We start from the raw sequence: 18323 nt of genomic DNA, 5'->3' as shown, positions 1-18323 counted from the left end.
TTCAACCAAAAACCTTTAAAAGATCTTCAAACTTGTTTATCTCCTGATCATATTCACTAACTTCCCCGAAGCCGTATTGAGCATAAATAAAAGGAATGCCTGCGAATCTGGCAGCTTCTCTGTCGCCTTCTGTGTCACCTACATACACCGGACTGGAAAGATGGTTTCTTTCGATGATCAATTTGATATTTTCGCCCTTTGAAAGGCCGGTCCGGCCGGGGTTTTCGAAATCAAGAAAATATTTTTCAAGCTTATGATATTTATAGAAAACCTCTATGTAGCCTTCCTGGCAGTTGCTGACAATGAAGAGCTTATATTTCTCCGAAAGTTCCTCCAGGACTTTTTCTACATGCTCATAAAGTTCCCCGCCATGAATTCCCAAGTAGCGGGCTTCTGCCTTCATGCATTCCTCGACCAGCCGCTGCCGCTGTTTTTCTGTTATATCAGGAAATAGCCTGCGGCTTATTTCATCCATCTGCAGCCCCATTGTTCTTTCAAAATCTTTCCGTGTCAGTTCCCTTTCAATAGTGTCATCTTGTGTGATGACACTGTTCCAGGCAGCCAGTACTGTATCGATAGAATCCCAGATGGTCCCATCTAAATCAAAAATGATGCTGTCCATGTATCTCACCCTTTCTTTCATCATGAAAAATCCTGATGCTGGACTTATTCTCTCCATCATTCAATCTCCCAATAGCCTCAACAGCTTCATCCACATGTGAAACAGCAATAATTTCTATTTTTCTGCTGTTTTCTTTTTGTACAGCTGCGGCTTCTTCCGCATTTTCACTCGGTATGATCAGGAAGGAGAACCCGGCTCTTTCAGCAATCCGGATTTTTTCCTTTATCAATCCTACGTATGATACTTCTCCCTGCTCATTTATCGCTCCTGTTACTGCAACAGGCTGCCTGTTTTCCAAGTTGCCTTCTTTAATGAGCCCTGAAAGCGCCAGGCTGAGTCCGGCACTATTACCAGCAATGTCCCGCTGCTGAATAAATCTCCTTAGCCAATCGTCTTCTTTTCCCAGGTATTCTGCTGCGTTCTCTTCCATTTGCAGCAAAGGTTCTTTCTTCAGATGAAGCCATTTTAACAGCTGCCGGTTTTTGCTGTCATATCTAATTTTGTTATTCACTGCAGTAACGGACAGCACGTCAACTCCCTGCGCTGCCAAAATCTTTTTGGCATCCTGTTTGCTGTTCTGGTTTTTCAGCGTATATTCTCTGACCCCTACCGAAAAAATCCCCGATCCCTTCAAAGCCTCATTCGGTTCCTGATAGGCGTAAGCGACATGCGAAGGGGGAGAGCTCAGCGCTACCAGCAGCAGCGGCAATTCATAGCAGAACAAGAGGAAGAGGATAACTGCTGAAACAGTGATTGGATTTCTGTTTCTACGTTTTTGGCGGAAAACAAACCATACATTCAGCAGAATCACCAGCAGGAGGAACAGCATAAAGACAAAGGCATATTCATTGATGATTTCAACAAGGTATAGAAGCAAAAATACTAGATAGAAAAGGAATGCCATGATACCGGCATAGATACCAATTTTATACATTTACCATCCCTGCCCCCATTGGTCTGGTTTCTTTATCTTTGTCCATAGCCAGGAATTTTCTAAAGTTCTTTTTGATATTCTCAAATCAAATCCAAACATCATTCTCCGCAGTCTGCTCTGTTTTTTCCTGTCCTGTATTGATAACGCCTCTCGGCTCTACTAGCAAAATTTTGCATTCATTTTCTGCAAAAGGCTTATGTTCGGCATTTTTCGGAATGACAAACAGCTCCCCTTCTCCCAGCTCCACTTTCCCGTCACGGAATTCAATGATGAGCCTGCCTTCCAGAACAATGAAGACTTCATCTGTATCATCATGCTTATGCCATACAAAGTCGCCCTGGACTTTAACGAGCTTAAATTGATAATCATTCATTTCAGCAATGACTTTAGGGGACCAAAGATCCGCAAATTTCGAAAACTTTTCTTGAAAACTGATTGGTGAATACTTCATTTTACTCTCCCTTAATTCTTAATTGTGTTTAGCAGCAAAGATAAATGTCAGATCCATCCCATTTATTATGCTTCTAGATAAAGAGCTGATAATCCTTCCTACCCCCTTGTTTATCGGCCGCAAAATCATAAAAAAAGCGGACTCTCGGCAGTGTCCGCTTCTTAATTAAAGGCTCTTTTCGCATAGATCGCTGCCATTTTGCCATGGGGTGATAAATTACTCTTTCAGGAGGCGGTTTCAATGATTAAAGTCATCGATGGCGTTTTCAGACTTAACTAAAGGTGAGCAAATTCAGCTAGTTAAGAGCAACTTTTTTCTATCCCGCCCAGCCGTAAAAGAGCGGACGTTACCGGACCAGGAAATAAGTGATAAGTTGAAAGATAAGCGGAGAAATTCCCCCTAATTTCGAAAAAACGCTAAAACTAGCTCAAATAGACGGAGAATTTCCGGCTAACGACTCAAAAAACAGGAAAATGGGCAGCTTCATTCCGTTTACCCGGAAATTTTCCGCTTATTCACCCCTACCCGTGCCATATTCAGCTGCCTAACCGGAAAATCTCCGCTTATTTTAAGGCTTGCTGATCACTCAAATAAGGATAAGTCTTCCTGTTTTTTTAAACCATCCATTCCTTCACTAAACATGCCCCATTAGCTGAATAAGTACCTTTCCAAAATGCCATAAAAAGGTAAATTGACCCTTTGATAGCAGCAACCTTTACAAATAGAGCCCAATTAACTTATAAAGCCGTTTCAGCAGCAGGCTCCTCCAATCCTTCTCCCTCTGCCCTGCTGTATTTAGGCAGGACAATTGTGTAAAACAATCCGACCAGTATCATGCATCCCCCTACAAGCCAATAAAGCATTTCGACCTTCAGGATCGCAGGAAAGCTGTAGGCGATAAAACCGAGGGTGACTGATTGTGAAAGCATCATAAGCGGGCTGATCCACCCCTGGACCCTTCCCATCATTTTTGGATCGATGATGCTTGGCATCCAGCCGCCGATAGCAATATTTACAAGCGGAAGGCCAAGGGAAGTCAGGAATATCAAGATCATGAACAGGAAAATTGATTCTGCAAAAGAAGCGGCAATGACAAAGCAGCCTGTAATCATGATTCCTGCAATGATCATTTGGTAAAGCTTCATTTTTTGTGAAAGCAAAGTGGCTATGAAACTGCCGATCAGGACCCCAGCTCCAAAGACGATCCCGATGACAACCGATAGCTCCTCATATGCTTCAGGTGCAAGCCTGTATTTCAGCATAAAAACCGGCATGACGCTGAAACCGCCGTTAACAACACCGAAAACGAAGAAGCCGACGAGCAGTGCTGACAGCAGCTTATTGTTCAAAATGTAATGCATCCCCACTTTGAAATCCTTGAATACAAGCTTAAGGTTGAGGTCCCTCAAAGTGTGTTTTCCATTGGGAAGGCGAACTTCTTCCGCAATGCGGCATGACCTGATCAAAAGGGCGCTGAGTCCGAATGTAACAGCATCTACCATGATGGCGCCGTAAACGCCCACTGTCCAGTAGGCCAGTATGCCGAGGCCATTGCCGAACAGCATGAAAAGACTCATGACAAGCTGGTTCAAGCCTGCTGCAGCTGTGTAATCATCATCTTTCAGAATTCCCTGGACCATTGCATGTTCAGCTGGGAAGAAGAACTTCTGCACAGCGCTCCTCAGGAATAGTACAAAGAAAATCAAGGGCATCCAGCCTACCAGGATCGTCCCGATCAATGCCACTGACAGTACAGCGGTGATCCAGTCACAATAATAGGCGACCTTCTGCCGGTCCATCCTGTCCGCAAAAACACCGACAAGGAAAAATACCGCAAGCGTAGGAAGGCTGTACATAAGCTCTGTAATAGAGGCATATACGGGCTGGTCTGAAAACCGGTCCAGCAAATAAAACATAAACGCAGTCAGGCCAATCGTGCTTCCCATCTGTGAGGTGAAATTGGCAAAAAATAATCTGGCATAATTCTTATTCTGAAAGATCTCTTTAAATTTTTTCATTTTTGCTCCCTCGATTCCGATTAATTGCTTTTATTGTAATGCGATTTCCGGAAAGAGATAAGCGCCTTCTGGTGGTTTCTTCCTCATCCTCCAGGCGGAGGCGCCCTAAGCCGCAAAAAAAACCGCCATTCCTCAAGGAACGGCGGTTTCTATATATTATTTCTTCATCTGCTCATACTGGCGGGCAGCTTCTTTAGCAATAAGATTGTCTTCCTCCAGGCCGCTGATTTCCTTAAGCACATATAATGGACCGTGAGCTTTCAGCAGTTCCTGGATTTTAACGGCTTCCTCGTCTCCCTCGAAGTCGAAATGCAGTGCCGCAGCAATGGCCTTGGCAAGATTTTCGAAGTGCAAACCAGCCTTCATAGCCTGTTCTGCAGGTCGGACAAGCCTGTCATTCGGCCCCAGCTTCCTTATCGGTGAACGCCCTACCCTTGTTACACCGTCGTTCAGGAAGCCGTTCTGGAAACGGCCGATGATTTTCTTGATATACTGTGCATGCTCTTCAGCATCAAGATCATATTCCTTTACAAGATATGCGCCAGTTTCCTTCAGCGTTGCTTCAGCCTGCTTGTAGACAGCTTCATCCTTCAGGGCTTCATCAATGGTTTCCTTGCCTGCAAGGTACCCAAGATAGGCGATGACGGCATGGCCCGTATTGACGGTAAATAGTTTCCTTTCAATAAAAGGAGCAAGATCTGGAACGATTTTCATTCCTTCTACTTCAGGGATATCTGTTGATGCTTCGACAACCCATTCATAGTAAGGCTCAACCAGCACATCAAGGGACCCTTGGTTATTCTGGATCGGAACAATCCGGTCTACAGCTGAATTAAAGAAGAATACCCGGCCTTCCAGCTTTCCTGCCGTTTCCTCATCAAGATTTTCAAGAATATAGCCTTTCAGCAGGTCAGTAGCTGAAATCTGATTTTCACAGGCAATGATATACAGCTTGTCATCAGTTTTTTTAATTCTTTCAGCAATGCCCTTGGCAATGAGCGGGGCAATGCGGGGCAGGATGTTCGGGCCGATCGCTGTTGTAAGGTATTGGGCTTCGCCAATCGCTTCAATGACCTGGCTTTCCTGTGTCATGTTATTCAGTCCTGAAACGGAGCTGATCTTCTCTGATGACCCATTTTCTGCAGCCAGATTGACTTTATATTCGCCTTGTTCATTCAATAGATTGATGATTTCTTCTGCAATATCAACAAAAGTTACATGATACCCTGATTTAGAGAACAGCGCGCCAATAAAGCCGCGGCCGATATTTCCTGCACCAAAATGTACTGCTTTTTTCATAGTTATCATCCCTTTATCAATTGGTTTTGGATATAGTCGAGAAAAATTTCTTCCAGTCTCTTCTTTATAGCTTCCTCACTGCCTGAAGAAAATATCAGCATCGCTTCATCATTTTCAATCAGGCTGGTGCTGATCAGGCTGACGATTTCCTGCTGCCTCGGGCTTAAAGACTCTGGCGCAAGCATAAGAAGCAGATTATCTGCCTCCATCTCCCTGCCATCCATTCCTTTCAGCTGCACCGGCCGGCCGAGCCGCGAAACCTGGAAAATCAGCTCCTTCACCCGTCCGTGCCGGCAATGGAAAAGCGCCAGCCCTGTTTTCGGTATGCCCAGCCCGCCCATTTTCTCCCGTTCCTTTAATCGGGCGATGACCTCCTGACTTCCAGAGAGGCTTCCCTGCTGTTCTGCACTATGTACCATTTGGGAAACCACTTGCCCATGTGCATGCGCTTCTGGGAAATAGTAAAAATGGAAATTGCGGAGGATATCTTTGACTGCTTTTTGAACATCCTCCAGATCAGCAAGCATTTGATCAAGCCCCTTGACCCGTTCTTTTTCCCTGCGGAAGTCGCCGCCTGCCGAAAACGTTCGGCTGGCTGCCAGCTCTCCGATGTGTTTTTGCAGAAACCCCTTTGCTGCCTGTATATCCTCCTCTTCCAGGAGCGGATTGACGAGGATATATTCCAAATCTGTGTAAGGCAATCTGACTGTTGAAAAAATGATATCGTAGCTGTTCAGATCTGTTTGCTGTATTTCCTTGATCGAGGAAATTTCGACAGAGCGTATTTCCGGCAATTCTTTTTTGATCCTGCTGGCGAGCATCTTGGAGGTGCCGATCCCTGTCGGGCAGATGATGAGTGCATGCACAGAAAGCTGTTCTTCCCTGAGCAGCAGGACAGAACCGAAGTGAAGGGCAATGAATGCTGCCTCATCTTCCGGAAAAGATATGTCGCGGAACTCCTGTTCAAGGCTGTTTTTTACGGCGAGAAAAAGGGCTGGATACTTTTTCTTGATGTCTTCTGTCAATGGATTATGCATCCCCATATTCTGCCTGATCCGGAATAATGATGTTTCCATATGGGCGAGCAGGCCCTGGAATAAGGAAAAGTCTCCTGATAAATCTGCATTCAGCTGGGCGGATACATGCTGGATAATGTTTTTGACAGACTGCCCGATCATCACACTGTCATAGTGGACGGAATCAGGTGCCTGCAATTTAGATCCTTTCAGCACAATAGCAAGAAAACGGATATCCTGTTCAGCAAGGCTGACGGAAAATTCATCCGCGAGCTCATTGCCCAGGCTGGCAATCAGATTTGCTTCTTCCTGGATTTCCGGAGGCTCGATGAGGTCGGCCTCTATAAAGAAGCCTCCTTCTGTTCTTTGAAGAGAGATGCATAAATGGACCAGGATGCCGATATAGTCGCTGTCAGCCAATCTTGACTGCCCTTTATTGATTCTTCTGCCGGCAAGGCGGTCGGCTGCGTAAAGGAACTTTGACCGGAAATAGAAGAGCACCTTGGGCTTGTTCCAGCTTCCTGCATCAAGGAGAAACAGGCTTTCTATCAGCTCTTCATTAAAATAGATTAAATAATAATCGGCCAGCGCCTTCCTTAAATCAGATTCTTTGCCGGACAGCTCAACCCCTACCCCTCTTTTCCTTGTGACAGAGAGCCGGTAGCTTTCAAGCCAGACAGCCAATTCATCGAGGTATGCGGTATAGGTCGTCACACTGATGCCGACTTCCTTTGCTGCCGGCTGAAGTTTAAAGGGTTCCCCTTTAAGGAGCTCCAACAGAATCAGCAGCTTCCTTTCCTGGGGAGTCTGGTCTGTCGGAATGGTTTCCGCCATTGTCTGCACAAGCCGGAAAACATCCTCATTCCGCCCGGAAATCACGAGTCCTTCATCAGGCGTCCGCCCAAGCTCAAGCCCGAATTGCCGAAGAACCTTTGCAACAGATGCAAGATCCCGGTGGACAGTCCTGGCACTCACGTTTAAGTAGGAAGCGAGGGTCAGGGCCGTATGCTTGCCGGCCGTCTTTATGATCAGTTCTATGATGCTTTTCTCCCTTGAGGTAATAAACATCTTTATCAGCCCTATCTGCAGCCAGATTCTTTTCTGCCAAAAAACAAAAGCGCAAAAAGGCACAAGCTGTGCCTTTCTGCATGATATTACCTGTCCTTACCCGTTAAGGATATCCATTAACTCTTTGGCTGTTTTAGCCTGGACCATTTTTTCGATGTTTTCCATCTCCGAGCATGTGACGGCAATGGAAGACAATATTTCAAGATGGGTGCCGTCTTTACCGGCAATGCCGAAAATCAATCGGACCTTTTCACCGTTAAAGTCGACTCCTTCAGGAACCTGGATGACCGTAAATCCGGATTTGATGACTTCCTGCTTAGCCGCTTCTGTGCCGTGAGGGATAGCCACATCATTGCCCATATAAGTTGAAGTCATTTCATCGCGCTCGATCATGGCTTCAATATAATTTTCACGAACATATCCGCCGTCGACAAGAGCTCTTCCGGCAAAGCGGATGGCTTCATCTTTATGATTAAACTTCTGGTTTAGGAATACGTACTTTTCAAGCAGCAGATCATTGTTTTCCTGTGATTCAGCTGCAGGCGCTTCTTTGCGTTCTTCTGCAGGCGACTCCCCCATCGCTTCCGCTTCCGCATCTTCAGCGATGTTAATCAGTTCTTCTTCTGCAGATCCTTTCAGCTTGCTGATCAGGTTATCGTATTCAGGGCTTGAAAGGAAATTGTCCACAGACACGTGATAGGCACCAGGGATTTTATTTTTTGCCCTTGGCGTCAATTCTTCCTGAGTGATGACTACCTGTGCGTCAGCAGGAATATTGCTGATTGCCGTATTGGTTACACTGACATCATTAAGACCGGCAGCCTTCACTTTTTTGCGGAGAAGCGAAGCCCCCATGGCACTTGAACCCATTCCGGCGTCACACGCAAAAACAACCTTGCTCACATTTTCAGGAAGCTTGCCTTCTGTTGCAGTAAAGGCAGAAGCAACTGAGCTTTTCTTTCCTTTCATTTCCTGCATCTTTTGTGCTGCTGCTTCAATATTTTCATCTGACTGCTTGCCTGTTTTCAGTATGAAAGCAGACGAAATGAAAGATACAGCACCGGCTACAAGGACAGCCGCGAAGTTGGCAATATAAGCACTCGCATGGTGAGGCGTCACTGCAGTGATTGCCAGGATGCTTCCCGGTGAAGCTGGCGCGAACAATCCGCCGCCAAGCAGGACCAGTGTGAACACGCCGCTCATTCCGCCAAGGATGACCGCGATGAATAAAAGCGGACGCATCAGGATGTAAGGGAAGTAAATTTCATGTATTCCCCCAAAGAAATGGATGAGTGCAGCTCCGGGTGCAGATTGCTTCGCATTGCCTTTTCCGAAGAAGATGTAGGCAAGAAGCACACCGATACCAGGTCCAGGGTTTGCTTCCAAAAGAAGCAGGATGGACTGGCCTGTCTGTTTGATCTGTTCCGTCCCAATCGGAGTCAGGACTCCGTGGTTGATCGCATTGTTAAGGAATAGAATTTTTGCAGGTTCAATCAGGATGCTTGTTAATGGCAGCAGGTTTGTTTCTACAAGCCATTCCACCCCGCTGACCAGCCAGCCGGTGAATACATCGACTGCAGGTCCGATACCCGCAAATGCCAATATCGCAAGAATGCCGCCCAGGATTCCGGCAGAGAAGTTATTGACAAGCATTTCAAAGCCGGCCTTGACCTTTCCTTCAATGGCGCGGTCAAAAAGCTTGATTAGATAACCGGCGATCGGGCCGACGATCATGGCTCCGAGGAACATCGGAATATCAGAGCCGACGATGACACCCATAGTGGCTATGGCGCCGACTACACCTCCGCGCTGGTCATGGATCAGTTTTCCGCCTGTATAACCGATCAGCAGCGGAAGAAGATAAGTAATCATTGGGTCGACCATTTTGGCAAGGCTTTCATTTGGCCAGAACCCGGATGGTATGAATAGGGCAGTTATCAGGCCCCAGGCGATAAACGCACCGATATTCGGCATGACCATGGAGCTCAGGAAGTTACCGAATTTTTGTACAGCTATTTTTATATTAGGCTGAGCCATTTGCACTCTTCCCTTCTATCTATAGTATTTACTTATCTATGGTAAATGACAGGGGGGCCGGGTTCAATGAAGAAGAAAACTAACTTTGTCGCACACCATTGTGACAAACCTATTGTTTCTCAAAAAGAGCCAGTTATTCTTACAGCTTGCAGCAGAAAAAGCAGACTGAATGAAAATCTTCAGTCTGCTCTTTACAGGTTTATTCAAAAGTTCCTTTGACAATGGCCTGTCCGCCTTCTACCATGGTCCTGCCGAGGGCTATGACGGTATCAATCTGATAATCGTCCGGATCCAGAATGACCAGGTCTGCGTCCCTTCCTGCTTCAATCGCCCCTTTATGAGGCAGCTTTAAAATGTCTGCCGGATTTTTGGTTATGACCCTGATGGCCTGGTCAAGCGGGATATCTTCAAGGAGGACGCTGTCACGGACTTCACTAAATAAAGAGGATACCTTTCCGACCTTCAGGCCGATCAGCTCCCCTGCCTCATTAAAATCCGGCAGGCTGCCCTGGGCGTCAGAGGTAAAAGTGATCTGTGATATTCCGACCCCCGCGTCAAGCATCCTTTTCAATCCCGTGCTGCACTTAACCTCTCCTTCCTCCTGGAACTTCGGAATAGAGCTGGTTGTAAAATCAACATAGCCTCCCCTTTTGGCATATATGATGCCCTCATCAAAGAGGTGGGGATTGCGGTTGATATGTGTCGGGTAAAATTGGCGGAGCGGAATATCTGTCTGCTCTACCACTTCTTCAATCAGCTTTAAATGATCATAGCTGTCGCCGACATGGATGTTGACGATCCCGGCTTTGCCTGAAAGCATTCCCCCGACCCGGGCTGCAGATGCTATCTTGGCAAGCTCCTCCAAAGTAGGCTGGGATGACCGATGGTCGCTGATGGCAATTTCCCCTGCTCCGATTATTTTATCAATCAGGATGATATCATCTTCAATTTTCCCAGTAAGCGTCTTTACCGGTACCTGATAGGATCCTGTCTGGACATAGCAGGTGATTCCTTCCTCCTCCAGCGCCCTTGCCTTGGCAATCAGGCTGGCCATCGTCCTTGTTGTGCCATCTGTACCGATCACACCGACAATGGTGGTGATTCCCGCCAGGGTAGCTTCAGTCAGCTGCAGCTCAGGAGTCCTTGTCCGGTAGCCTCCCTCGCCGCCTCCGCCGATGATATGGACATGGGCATCAATGAAGCCGGGTACTACCAGCTTCCCCTCTGCCTCTATTATCCTGATATCCGCAAATCCTGAAGGCAGATCGATATGATCCTTTATATAGCCAATCTGGTTTCCTGTAAGCAATATATCTTTCTTTCCTAAATGCTCTGGTGCATAAACATTCCCATTTCTAATCAGAGTCAGCAATCTCTTGTCCCCCTTCGTGATAATGCCTCATTATTCAGAATGATTATGCACTTATCTTAATCCGAACCGCTTCACCGGGCAAGGCATAAGAGACATATACCTGTGTCCCTGGAAAAATAGAGCAACATTGTCATGAATTTGACATGTTTAGACTTCGGGTGCCTGGGTAAATTTCAAGTAACAATAAACGATATAAAAACAATATAAAACTATAAATATACTATAAAGGAGAACTGAACTATCATGAAAGAAATCATCTCTACAAATATTAACCTGGAAAACAATATTACAATGAAGAACATACTGGAAATCTATCAGGCAGCTAAGCAGTATAAAGGCAACACGATTATCTACTGCAATCAGAAGTCGGTTGATGCTTCCAATATGACGAAGCTGGTCTCCTTTCTTCTGACCCAAAAGGCCAATACATCCATTAAAGTAATCGTGGAAGGGGTGCAGGCAAAGAAGCATCTTACCAAAATCAAGGAAACCTGCGCAAATCGAGTATCTGCTTTCAAAAAGGCTGAACAGCCATTATTGACGGAAACTGTCTAATTTAACAGTCTAATTTAATTCCCAGAAAGGCAGTGAAAACCACATGATCCGGACGATCCTTATGATTATCGGCGCCATCGTTGTGATTGGCGCACTTGTAAGCTGGCTGGCTTAAGCCGGTAAAAAAGAGCCCTAGGGCTCTTTTTTATTTTATTCATCATGCTTTTTCTCTTTCTCTTTCTCTTTCTCTTTCTCTTTCTCTTTCTCTTTTTCCTTACCCTTGCCCTTAAAGCGGTCTTCCCATTTCTCTTTTTCTCCACGCAGCTTTTCCTGCCACTTCTCTGCTTCCTTCCTTAAATTATCTTCCCATTCTTTAGCCTGCTTCCATCTTTCTTCTTTCTCTTTTTGTTCAATATAATAGGATATATGCGGAACATTGAAGGATTCAGCATCTTTTCCTTCAAGGGCAGCCTCCATCAGCTCCCGGAAGATCGGGGCGGCGCCTTCACTGCTTGTTGTTGTTAAATAGTGGTTTTCATCTGTATGGTCATAACCGACCCATACAGCACCGGCAAGCTCAGGCGTATAGCCGGTGAACCATTGGTCCTTTACGCCATCTATCCCCTCTATCGGCACCTGGGTCGAGCCCGTCTTCCCGGCAGTCTCCCTTCCAGGAACGCCTGCTGCCTTCCCGGTTCCCTGTTCCACTACCCCCAGAAGCATGGTTGTCATTTGTTCTGCAGCTTCTTTAGACACTGCCTGCACAGACTTTTCTTTCCGTTCTGCTACTACATTTCCCTGGGCGTCTTCGATCTTTATGATTGCATGGGCCTCTTCCCTCACACCTTCATTGGCAAATGCCGCATAAGCACCGGCCATTTCCAGCGGAGATACACCTGATGACAATCCTCCAAGAGCAATCCCAAGATCTCTGTCGCTCTCCTCCAGAGGGATCCCAAACCGTTTGGATGCTTCAATCCCCGCTTCAATCCCAATTTCATTAAGTATCCATACCGCCGGAAGATTAAGCGAATCTTTGACGGCCTCGTACATCGGCACCTGCCCGCGGTACTGGCCATTATAATTGCCTGGTTCATAGCTTCCGAAGCTCATTTTCTCATCTTTTACCTCGTCTGTTGCTTTCCAGCCCTCTTCCAGAGCCGGCGCATAAGCGGCCAATGGCTTCATAGCCGAACCCGGCTGGCGCTTCAGCTGGGTGGCCCGGTTAAAGCCCCTGAAGACATGCTCCCCGCGTCCGCCGACCAAAGCACGGACACCGCCTGATTCAGGATCCACCAGTACAGCCCCGCTCTGGACGATCTGATCTTCTTTTCCTTGCGGGAAAAGATCGTCCATTTGGTAAATTTCTTCTGCTGCTGCCTGCATATCAGGATCAAGTTCAGTATAAATCCTGTATCCCTCTGTCAATAATTCGTCCTGTGTCAGCCCATATAATTCGATTGCTTCATCCAGAACATGATCAACATAATAAGGGAACTTTCCTTTCAGCGGATCGCCGCCCCTGTCATTGAGAGCAAGCGGCTCTGCCTTGGCTTGTTCATATTCACTGGCAGAAATATAGTTCTGTTCCTTCATCTGCAGCAGGACTGTATCCCGCCGTTCTGCCGCCTTTTTGGGATGGCCGATTGGATTCAGGGCTGAAGGGGCCTTGATGATTCCCGCCAGAATGGCCGACTCGCTTATGGTCAGATCTTCGGCATCTTTGCCAAAGTATTTAAGGGCTGCATTTTTGACACCCCATGCTCCTTCCCCAAAATAAATCTGATTCAAATACATCTGGAGAATTTCTTCCTTTGAATATTTCTTATCTATTTCCCTTGCCAGGAAAAATTCTTCCATCTTCCGCTTGTATGTTTTTTCATGGGTAAGAAGTGCATTCTTGGTCAGCTGCTGTGTAATAGTGCTGCCGCCTTCGACTACGCCGCCTGCCTTTATATTTGTAAACAGCGCCCTCATGATCCCTTTGTAGTCAATGCCGCTATGCTCATAAAATCTTTTATCTTCGATGGCGACTACGGCATTTTTCAGGCTGTCTGGCATCTGGTCGGCACGGAGGCCTTCATTTTTGCTTGCCGAAATCTTGCTTGCTTCTTCCCCGCTGTAATCGTAGATGACCGTCGGCTGAGACATCCCGTCCTCCAGATTACTGATATCCGCGTCCTTGCCCTGAAAGTAAAAGAAACTAAGGAAGCCGAGGATTGATGTAGAAGAAAATAAAAGGACTATCTGTAAAATACGTTTTAGTTTATGAATTCGATTTTGTTTGTTTCTGCCTTGTCTTGTATTGCTCATTTAATCACAACCTTTATCGAAACTGTCTTGGTGACTTCTTCTCATACTGTAATCAATTTTCTTAAAGACTTTTACTCTAAAATAATGGAATGTAAACCAAAATTATCCTCATCCCTGCTTCGGGCGGTTTCATATAATTCGAAAGTGCCTTCCCTTTTATAGGGGTATAAATTTCCCCGCTCTCCCTGAAGCAGGATTCTTTTAGCAGAAATCTGGGTAAATAAAACATAACCAGCAAGATCCTATTATGAAAGGATGATTATAATGAGTCAATTCAATCGGATTGTGGTCGGTTATGATGATACAGAAGGCAGCAACAAGGCCCTCCAGCTTGCCGTACAGATGGCAAAAGGAAACCCGGAAGCACAGGTACTGGTAGCAAATGTCTATGATGAAAAGGTAGAAAACGTAATGACTGATAATGAAAAGAGGGTGGAGCCGGTAAGAACAAACGGATATATGCTGGAAGGGATCCAGATTCCGCCTATGTCAATCAGGCATGATGACCCCAACCCTCCAACACATGCCATTATCTCAAACAGCGTGGATGACGCATTCTATAAAGCCAAACAGGAGCTTGAACCCCAAAATATACAGGCAAAATATGATTCTCTTGACGGCAGCCCGGCAGAAAGCATCTGTGATTACGCCACGGCAGAAGGAGCCGATCTGATCATTGTCGGAAATTCCGGCAAAGGCGGGCTGAAGCAGATGTTCCTGGGAAGCGTCAGCAGCAATATCGCAGAAAAGGCGCCCTGCCCTGTGCTGATCGCAAAATAACAAATCCCTTCTCATGCAAAAAACGCTAAGATCCCAGTATCTTAGCGTTTTTCTTTCTCTTTCCGTGCACGGGGCCCATCTCTGTAACATCACCTGCTTACTTATCCGCATCTGCCCCTCTTGCAATCTCCCAAAAACGTTCTTTGGCTATCTCTTCATCAAAGCTGCTGTAAATCCTGTACAAATCTTCATCTATAATCCGAAAATGCTGGCTGATGACATTTTGCTGAAGTACGAATCTGCCTCTTCTTTCGACCTCTCTCCACCATATTTTTCCCCCAAGGGTTTTTTCTTTACGATAATCGATCCCTTCCCTTGCAATGGTTTCGAGCACTTCAAGGGGTTCGTTTCCAAATAAGAATTGCACGGTCTCTGTTTCCCGGAACAGAGCACAGACAGCCACTACTGTAGACCATCCCGCATAAGCTCTGCCTTTTTCGATCTGAACAAGTGTTTTTTTGGAGATTCCGATGATTTCCGCCATCTTATCCTGTGTATATCCTGCCTCTGTACGAATAAGGCGGAGCTTTTCTGAAACCTTCATGATAATTTCTTCTCGTGTCAATATTCGCGCCACCCTTTTCCAGTGTAATATTACACCAATTCTATCACATTATAAAAGCCGGCATAACCTTTTATACTTAAGTATTTGATAAATGCCTATTTTTAAAATATCTTCCCCATTCAGGATAAACTGCAGCTCTTTAAATAAAACACCATTACCATCCATTTTTTTACAAACTTATTCATTATTTTACACTTTGAGACCCTATTCCCGGCCATTCGATAAATTTCTGTAATTACCGGGAAAATTCCGGAGGATTTATAACATTATAGGCGAATGTTAATACAGCAAGGTTAATAGTCAAAAAGATAGGCGGAGGGTAAAATGTTATCACTATCAAATAAAAAGCTGCTGGACTTTCTGGAAAGAGAGAAGCATATTCTTCTGGAGCAATGGAATAAAGAGATTGTCTCAACAGAGACAGATCCTTTCAAAGATTATATAAGAGAAAACGGAGAAGCCATGTTCACCCTGATCCTGACCAGTTTGTCCAAGTCAGATCAGGATCTTGATGTCTATCTTCGGCAGCTTGCCATTAAGATTGCCTCTCAGCGGGTGAAAGCCAATATCAACATCGGAGAATTTGTCTACAATGTAAATATGGGCCGGTCCATCATCTATAAAAACCTTAACCGGGTTGATGCCCACTGGGATGATCTGCAGAAATGGATCGACAAGATCAATGTGTGCTTTGACAAGTTTCTTTATTATGCTGTCAGCCATTATACAGATGCCAAGAATAAAATAATTGATGAAAAAACGGAATTCATTAATTCGACCCATAAAGACCGCCTTACTCTCCTGGGACAAATGACATCCAGCTTTATACATGAATTCAGGAATCCGCTGACTTCCATCCAGGGTTTTGTTCAATTGCTTAAAGCTGAAAACCCTCCCTTGAATTATTTGGATATCATTTCCAATGAGCTTGAGCAGCTCAATTTCCGCATATCGCAATTCCTGCTATTATCCAAGAAGGAGCTTATCGGAAAGGAAAAGACTATTTTTAACCTGAACAGTTTGGTTGAAGAAGTGCTTATTTTCCTTTATCCAAGCATATTGGATGCCAAAGTCCGCATCATAAAAGAAGTCGATGAAAGCACCAGCCTTTGCGGCTATGAAGATGAAATCCGCCAGGTGCTCATTAATATCATCTTTAATGCAATTGATGTATTGAACCCTTACAGGGAAGATCCGATCATTGAAATAATTTCGTTCAAAACTTCTGACTCTTACGTTCGCCTCGACATCAGTAATAATGGGCCGGAAATACCGGAGCATCTGCTAAGCTCCATCTTTGAACCTTTTGTTACGACCAAAAAGCTTGGTACCGGGCTTGGGCTCTTTGTCTGCCGGGAAATCATTGAAAAGCATAAAGGCTTCCTTACATGTGAATCACATTGTGACAAAACCATATTCAGCATGACTCTGCCCCTTCATACCGGAAGTAAAGAAGGATCTGTCTGCCAGTAATTCAGCCAGGCAGCCCGGAATCTTCATATTTACATCCGAGTATAATAGAATCGTGCCGCTTCACTTTTACAGAAAATTCTTACAAACGGCCGAAAAGGGGGAGAAAATATTTTTACACTAAAAGTGGACAATGAAATAAGGCTCCAGTTATTTCAGCTGCATCATGCCGGAGAACTTTATGCATTGGTGGATGAAAACAGGCAGCATTTAAGGGAATGGCTTCCCTGGGTTGACAGCATGACCTCCCCCATGCAATATCACAGCATCATCCCTATGTGGCTGAACCAATTTGCTGAAAACAATGGCTTCAACACTGGTATAAGGTATAAGGGGACACTGGCAGGAGCCGCAGGCATCCATCATATCGACTGGGCAAGCAGGCAAATGAGCATAGGCTATTATCTGGCTGAAGGCTTTCAGGGAAAAGGGATCATGACGAGGACCGTCGGGGCAATGGCCAACTACGGCTTTAACGATCTGCGTTTGAACCGGATTGAAATCAGATGCGGGATCAGGAACCATAAAAGCAGGGCTGTCCCCGAAAGGCTGGGGTTCACACAGGAGGGAATCATCAGGCAGGGGGAGTTCCTTAATGACCATTACCACGATCTGGTCGTCTACGGACTGCTTGCGGAGGAATGGAAATATTGAATCGCCAAAACAAAAAGCCAGCAATGCTGGCTTTTCCCTGTCATTTACAGGATATTAGATAATCCTCCGCCCTATCTGCGACAGCGCAAAATAAATCCCATGCTGAAGCGTCTGGAAGCAATCATATTTCGAAAGCTTGATCCCGGACTGTGTGATGGCCACTCCCAGTTCAGCGGATATGCCGACAAGGATGGTATCTATGCCGATGAGTGACGCGGCAGATCCTAGCTTATGGATGAAATCGCCTGTAAAATTGCTGATATCTTGATCAAGTCCGGTCAAATCGAGGACAAGATATCCAGCCTGGTATTTAGGCAGATTGTTCAAGGTCTTTGTCAGGAGATCTTCTGAACGGCTCTCATCGTATTTTCCGATCAGCGGCACAACCACAATGCCTTCCAAAACCGGAATGATTGGGGAAGACAGCTGCCTGACCAGATCGTGCAGCTCCATAGTCTGTTCTTCTACCAGTGCCTCAAGACTCCGGATTTGCTCTGACTCTTTCCTTCTTGAAAGCTCATGAATGTTCTGGGAAATCGTTACACTAGAAGGAAAATATCTGACTTCTGTATAGTCATGGCCTTCTATCTGGCTTTCTGCTACTTCATACCAGATGTTTTCCCCGAAAAGGCCTGTAAAGATTCCGGCATAATGGGCAGGCAGGAAAGTTCCGCCCGTTTTTTTATTTTGTGCAAGATTGATTTTATGTTCCCACGTATCCTGCATTTGCACCGTAACTGTTTTTGCCTCTTCATCAAGCTCTGTTACAACGGTTTTTCCCCAGCCAGCCGACGCGTAAGTGTTAGGAATCAGCTTTGTTGCATCTTCAACGGATACACTTTTAAGTTTTTCGAAATACTCTCCGACCACCTGACCCATCCGGTATCCTGTCGTCTCCAGCACTACGCTGGCTGCTTCTTCACCGGAAATTTCCTCAATGGTGTCAAAGAATGTCTTCATCGCTGAATTAATCCAAAATAATACGGCGTCTTCCCCTTCAAAGATGAACTGGCCATTATTGAAATCCCACTGGAAATCAAGGCCATGCACATTAATAGAAGGTTTGCTGTCCGGAAGTTCATTTAACTTCATTGCTCTACCCCTTTATATTTAGCTCTGTTAGTTTTCATGCCGATTATGGGCTCATTCAGGTGACACTTTGTTTCACATTCATTTCAGCACAGCTGTAATGCAGCCGGATATCAACAGAGATGTTCAACAGAGCCTAT

Annotated in this window: 15 protein-coding genes; 4 read left to right on the top strand and 11 right to left on the bottom strand. The window is 45.5% G+C overall.

Translation table 11 applies throughout. The annotated features are described in order from the left end of the window. Position 1: 1 nt before the first annotated feature. The 8 genes from AC4E8B_RS06780 to iadA form a co-directional block, all read right to left on the bottom strand. Positions 2–622 carry an HAD family hydrolase gene (locus tag AC4E8B_RS06780; protein WP_490217823.1) on the bottom strand — a complete coding sequence of 207 codons (621 nt, stop codon included), beginning with the start codon at positions 620–622 and terminating at the stop codon, positions 2–4. Beyond that, a complete protein-coding gene (locus AC4E8B_RS06775) occupies positions 603–1556 on the bottom strand; it encodes a S16 family serine protease (RefSeq protein ID WP_490217821.1) in 954 nt (317 codons plus the stop codon). The genes AC4E8B_RS06780 and AC4E8B_RS06775 overlap by 20 nt, the downstream gene beginning before the upstream one ends. An 85-nt stretch (positions 1557–1641) precedes the next feature. Next, positions 1642–2007 (bottom strand): cupin domain-containing protein, encoded by a 366-nt coding sequence (locus AC4E8B_RS06770; RefSeq protein WP_490217820.1) that lies wholly within the window; start codon positions 2005–2007, stop codon positions 1642–1644. 737 nt (positions 2008–2744) lie between these two features. After that, positions 2745–4025 carry an MFS transporter gene (locus tag AC4E8B_RS06765; protein ID WP_490217819.1) on the bottom strand — a complete coding sequence of 427 codons (1281 nt, stop codon included), beginning with the start codon at positions 4023–4025 and terminating at the stop codon, positions 2745–2747. A 156-nt stretch (positions 4026–4181) separates the two neighbouring features. Next, positions 4182–5324 (bottom strand): mannitol-1-phosphate 5-dehydrogenase, encoded by a 1143-nt coding sequence (locus tag AC4E8B_RS06760; RefSeq protein ID WP_490217818.1) that lies wholly within the window; start codon positions 5322–5324, stop codon positions 4182–4184. 5 nt (positions 5325–5329) lie between these two features. Continuing rightward, on the bottom strand, positions 5330–7408 hold the full coding sequence (locus AC4E8B_RS06755; RefSeq protein ID WP_490217817.1) for a BglG family transcription antiterminator: 2079 nt from the start codon (positions 7406–7408) through the stop codon (positions 5330–5332). Positions 7409–7504: 96 nt separating this feature from the next. Beyond that, positions 7505–9445 carry a PTS mannitol transporter subunit IICBA gene (locus tag AC4E8B_RS06750; protein ID WP_490217816.1) on the bottom strand — a complete coding sequence of 647 codons (1941 nt, stop codon included), beginning with the start codon at positions 9443–9445 and terminating at the stop codon, positions 7505–7507. Between the two features lie 199 nt (positions 9446–9644). Further along, positions 9645–10817: a beta-aspartyl-peptidase gene (gene iadA / locus AC4E8B_RS06745; protein WP_490217815.1), complete on the bottom strand. Its 1173-nt coding sequence runs from the start codon at positions 10815–10817 to the stop codon at positions 9645–9647. Between the two features lie 243 nt (positions 10818–11060). Between iadA and AC4E8B_RS06740 the strand changes: the two genes are divergently transcribed. Continuing rightward, positions 11061–11372: an HPr family phosphocarrier protein gene (locus tag AC4E8B_RS06740; protein WP_490217814.1), complete on the top strand. Its 312-nt coding sequence runs from the start codon at positions 11061–11063 to the stop codon at positions 11370–11372. Positions 11373–11522: 150 nt separating this feature from the next. Here AC4E8B_RS06740 and AC4E8B_RS06735 read toward each other — a convergent pair whose 3' ends face one another. Continuing rightward, on the bottom strand, positions 11523–13625 hold the full coding sequence (locus AC4E8B_RS06735) for a transglycosylase domain-containing protein (protein WP_490217813.1): 2103 nt from the start codon (positions 13623–13625) through the stop codon (positions 11523–11525). A 264-nt stretch (positions 13626–13889) separates the two neighbouring features. On the opposite strand from AC4E8B_RS06735, the gene AC4E8B_RS06730 reads away from it, so the two are divergent. Beyond that, complete coding sequence (locus tag AC4E8B_RS06730) at positions 13890–14405, top strand: universal stress protein (protein ID WP_490217812.1); 516 nt, start codon at positions 13890–13892, stop codon at positions 14403–14405. 97 nt (positions 14406–14502) lie between these two features. Here the strand turns inward: AC4E8B_RS06730 and AC4E8B_RS06725 are convergent, their stop codons facing one another. Continuing rightward, positions 14503–14970: a helix-turn-helix transcriptional regulator gene (locus AC4E8B_RS06725; protein WP_490217811.1), complete on the bottom strand. Its 468-nt coding sequence runs from the start codon at positions 14968–14970 to the stop codon at positions 14503–14505. Positions 14971–15294: 324 nt separating this feature from the next. Between AC4E8B_RS06725 and AC4E8B_RS06720 the strand changes: the two genes are divergently transcribed. Together AC4E8B_RS06720 and AC4E8B_RS06715 are read left to right on the top strand one after the other, a co-directional pair. Next, positions 15295–16443, top strand: a complete 1149-nt coding sequence (locus AC4E8B_RS06720) for a histidine kinase N-terminal domain-containing protein (protein WP_490217810.1) — start codon at positions 15295–15297, stop codon at positions 16441–16443. Positions 16444–16551: 108 nt separating this feature from the next. Next, on the top strand, positions 16552–17094 hold the full coding sequence (locus AC4E8B_RS06715) for a GNAT family N-acetyltransferase (RefSeq protein ID WP_490219544.1): 543 nt from the start codon (positions 16552–16554) through the stop codon (positions 17092–17094). A gap of 54 nt (positions 17095–17148) precedes the next feature. On the opposite strand, the gene AC4E8B_RS06710 is transcribed toward AC4E8B_RS06715, so the two are convergent. Continuing rightward, the gene (locus AC4E8B_RS06710; RefSeq protein WP_490217809.1) at positions 17149–18186 is read right to left on the bottom strand and encodes an STAS domain-containing protein; all 1038 of its coding nucleotides are present in this window, start codon (positions 18184–18186) and stop codon (positions 17149–17151) included. Positions 18187–18323: the final 137 nt, after the last annotated feature.

The sequence above is a fragment of the Bacillus sp. SRL543 genome (assembly GCF_984799205.1).
This window is presented reverse-complemented; position numbering and strand designations above follow the sequence as displayed.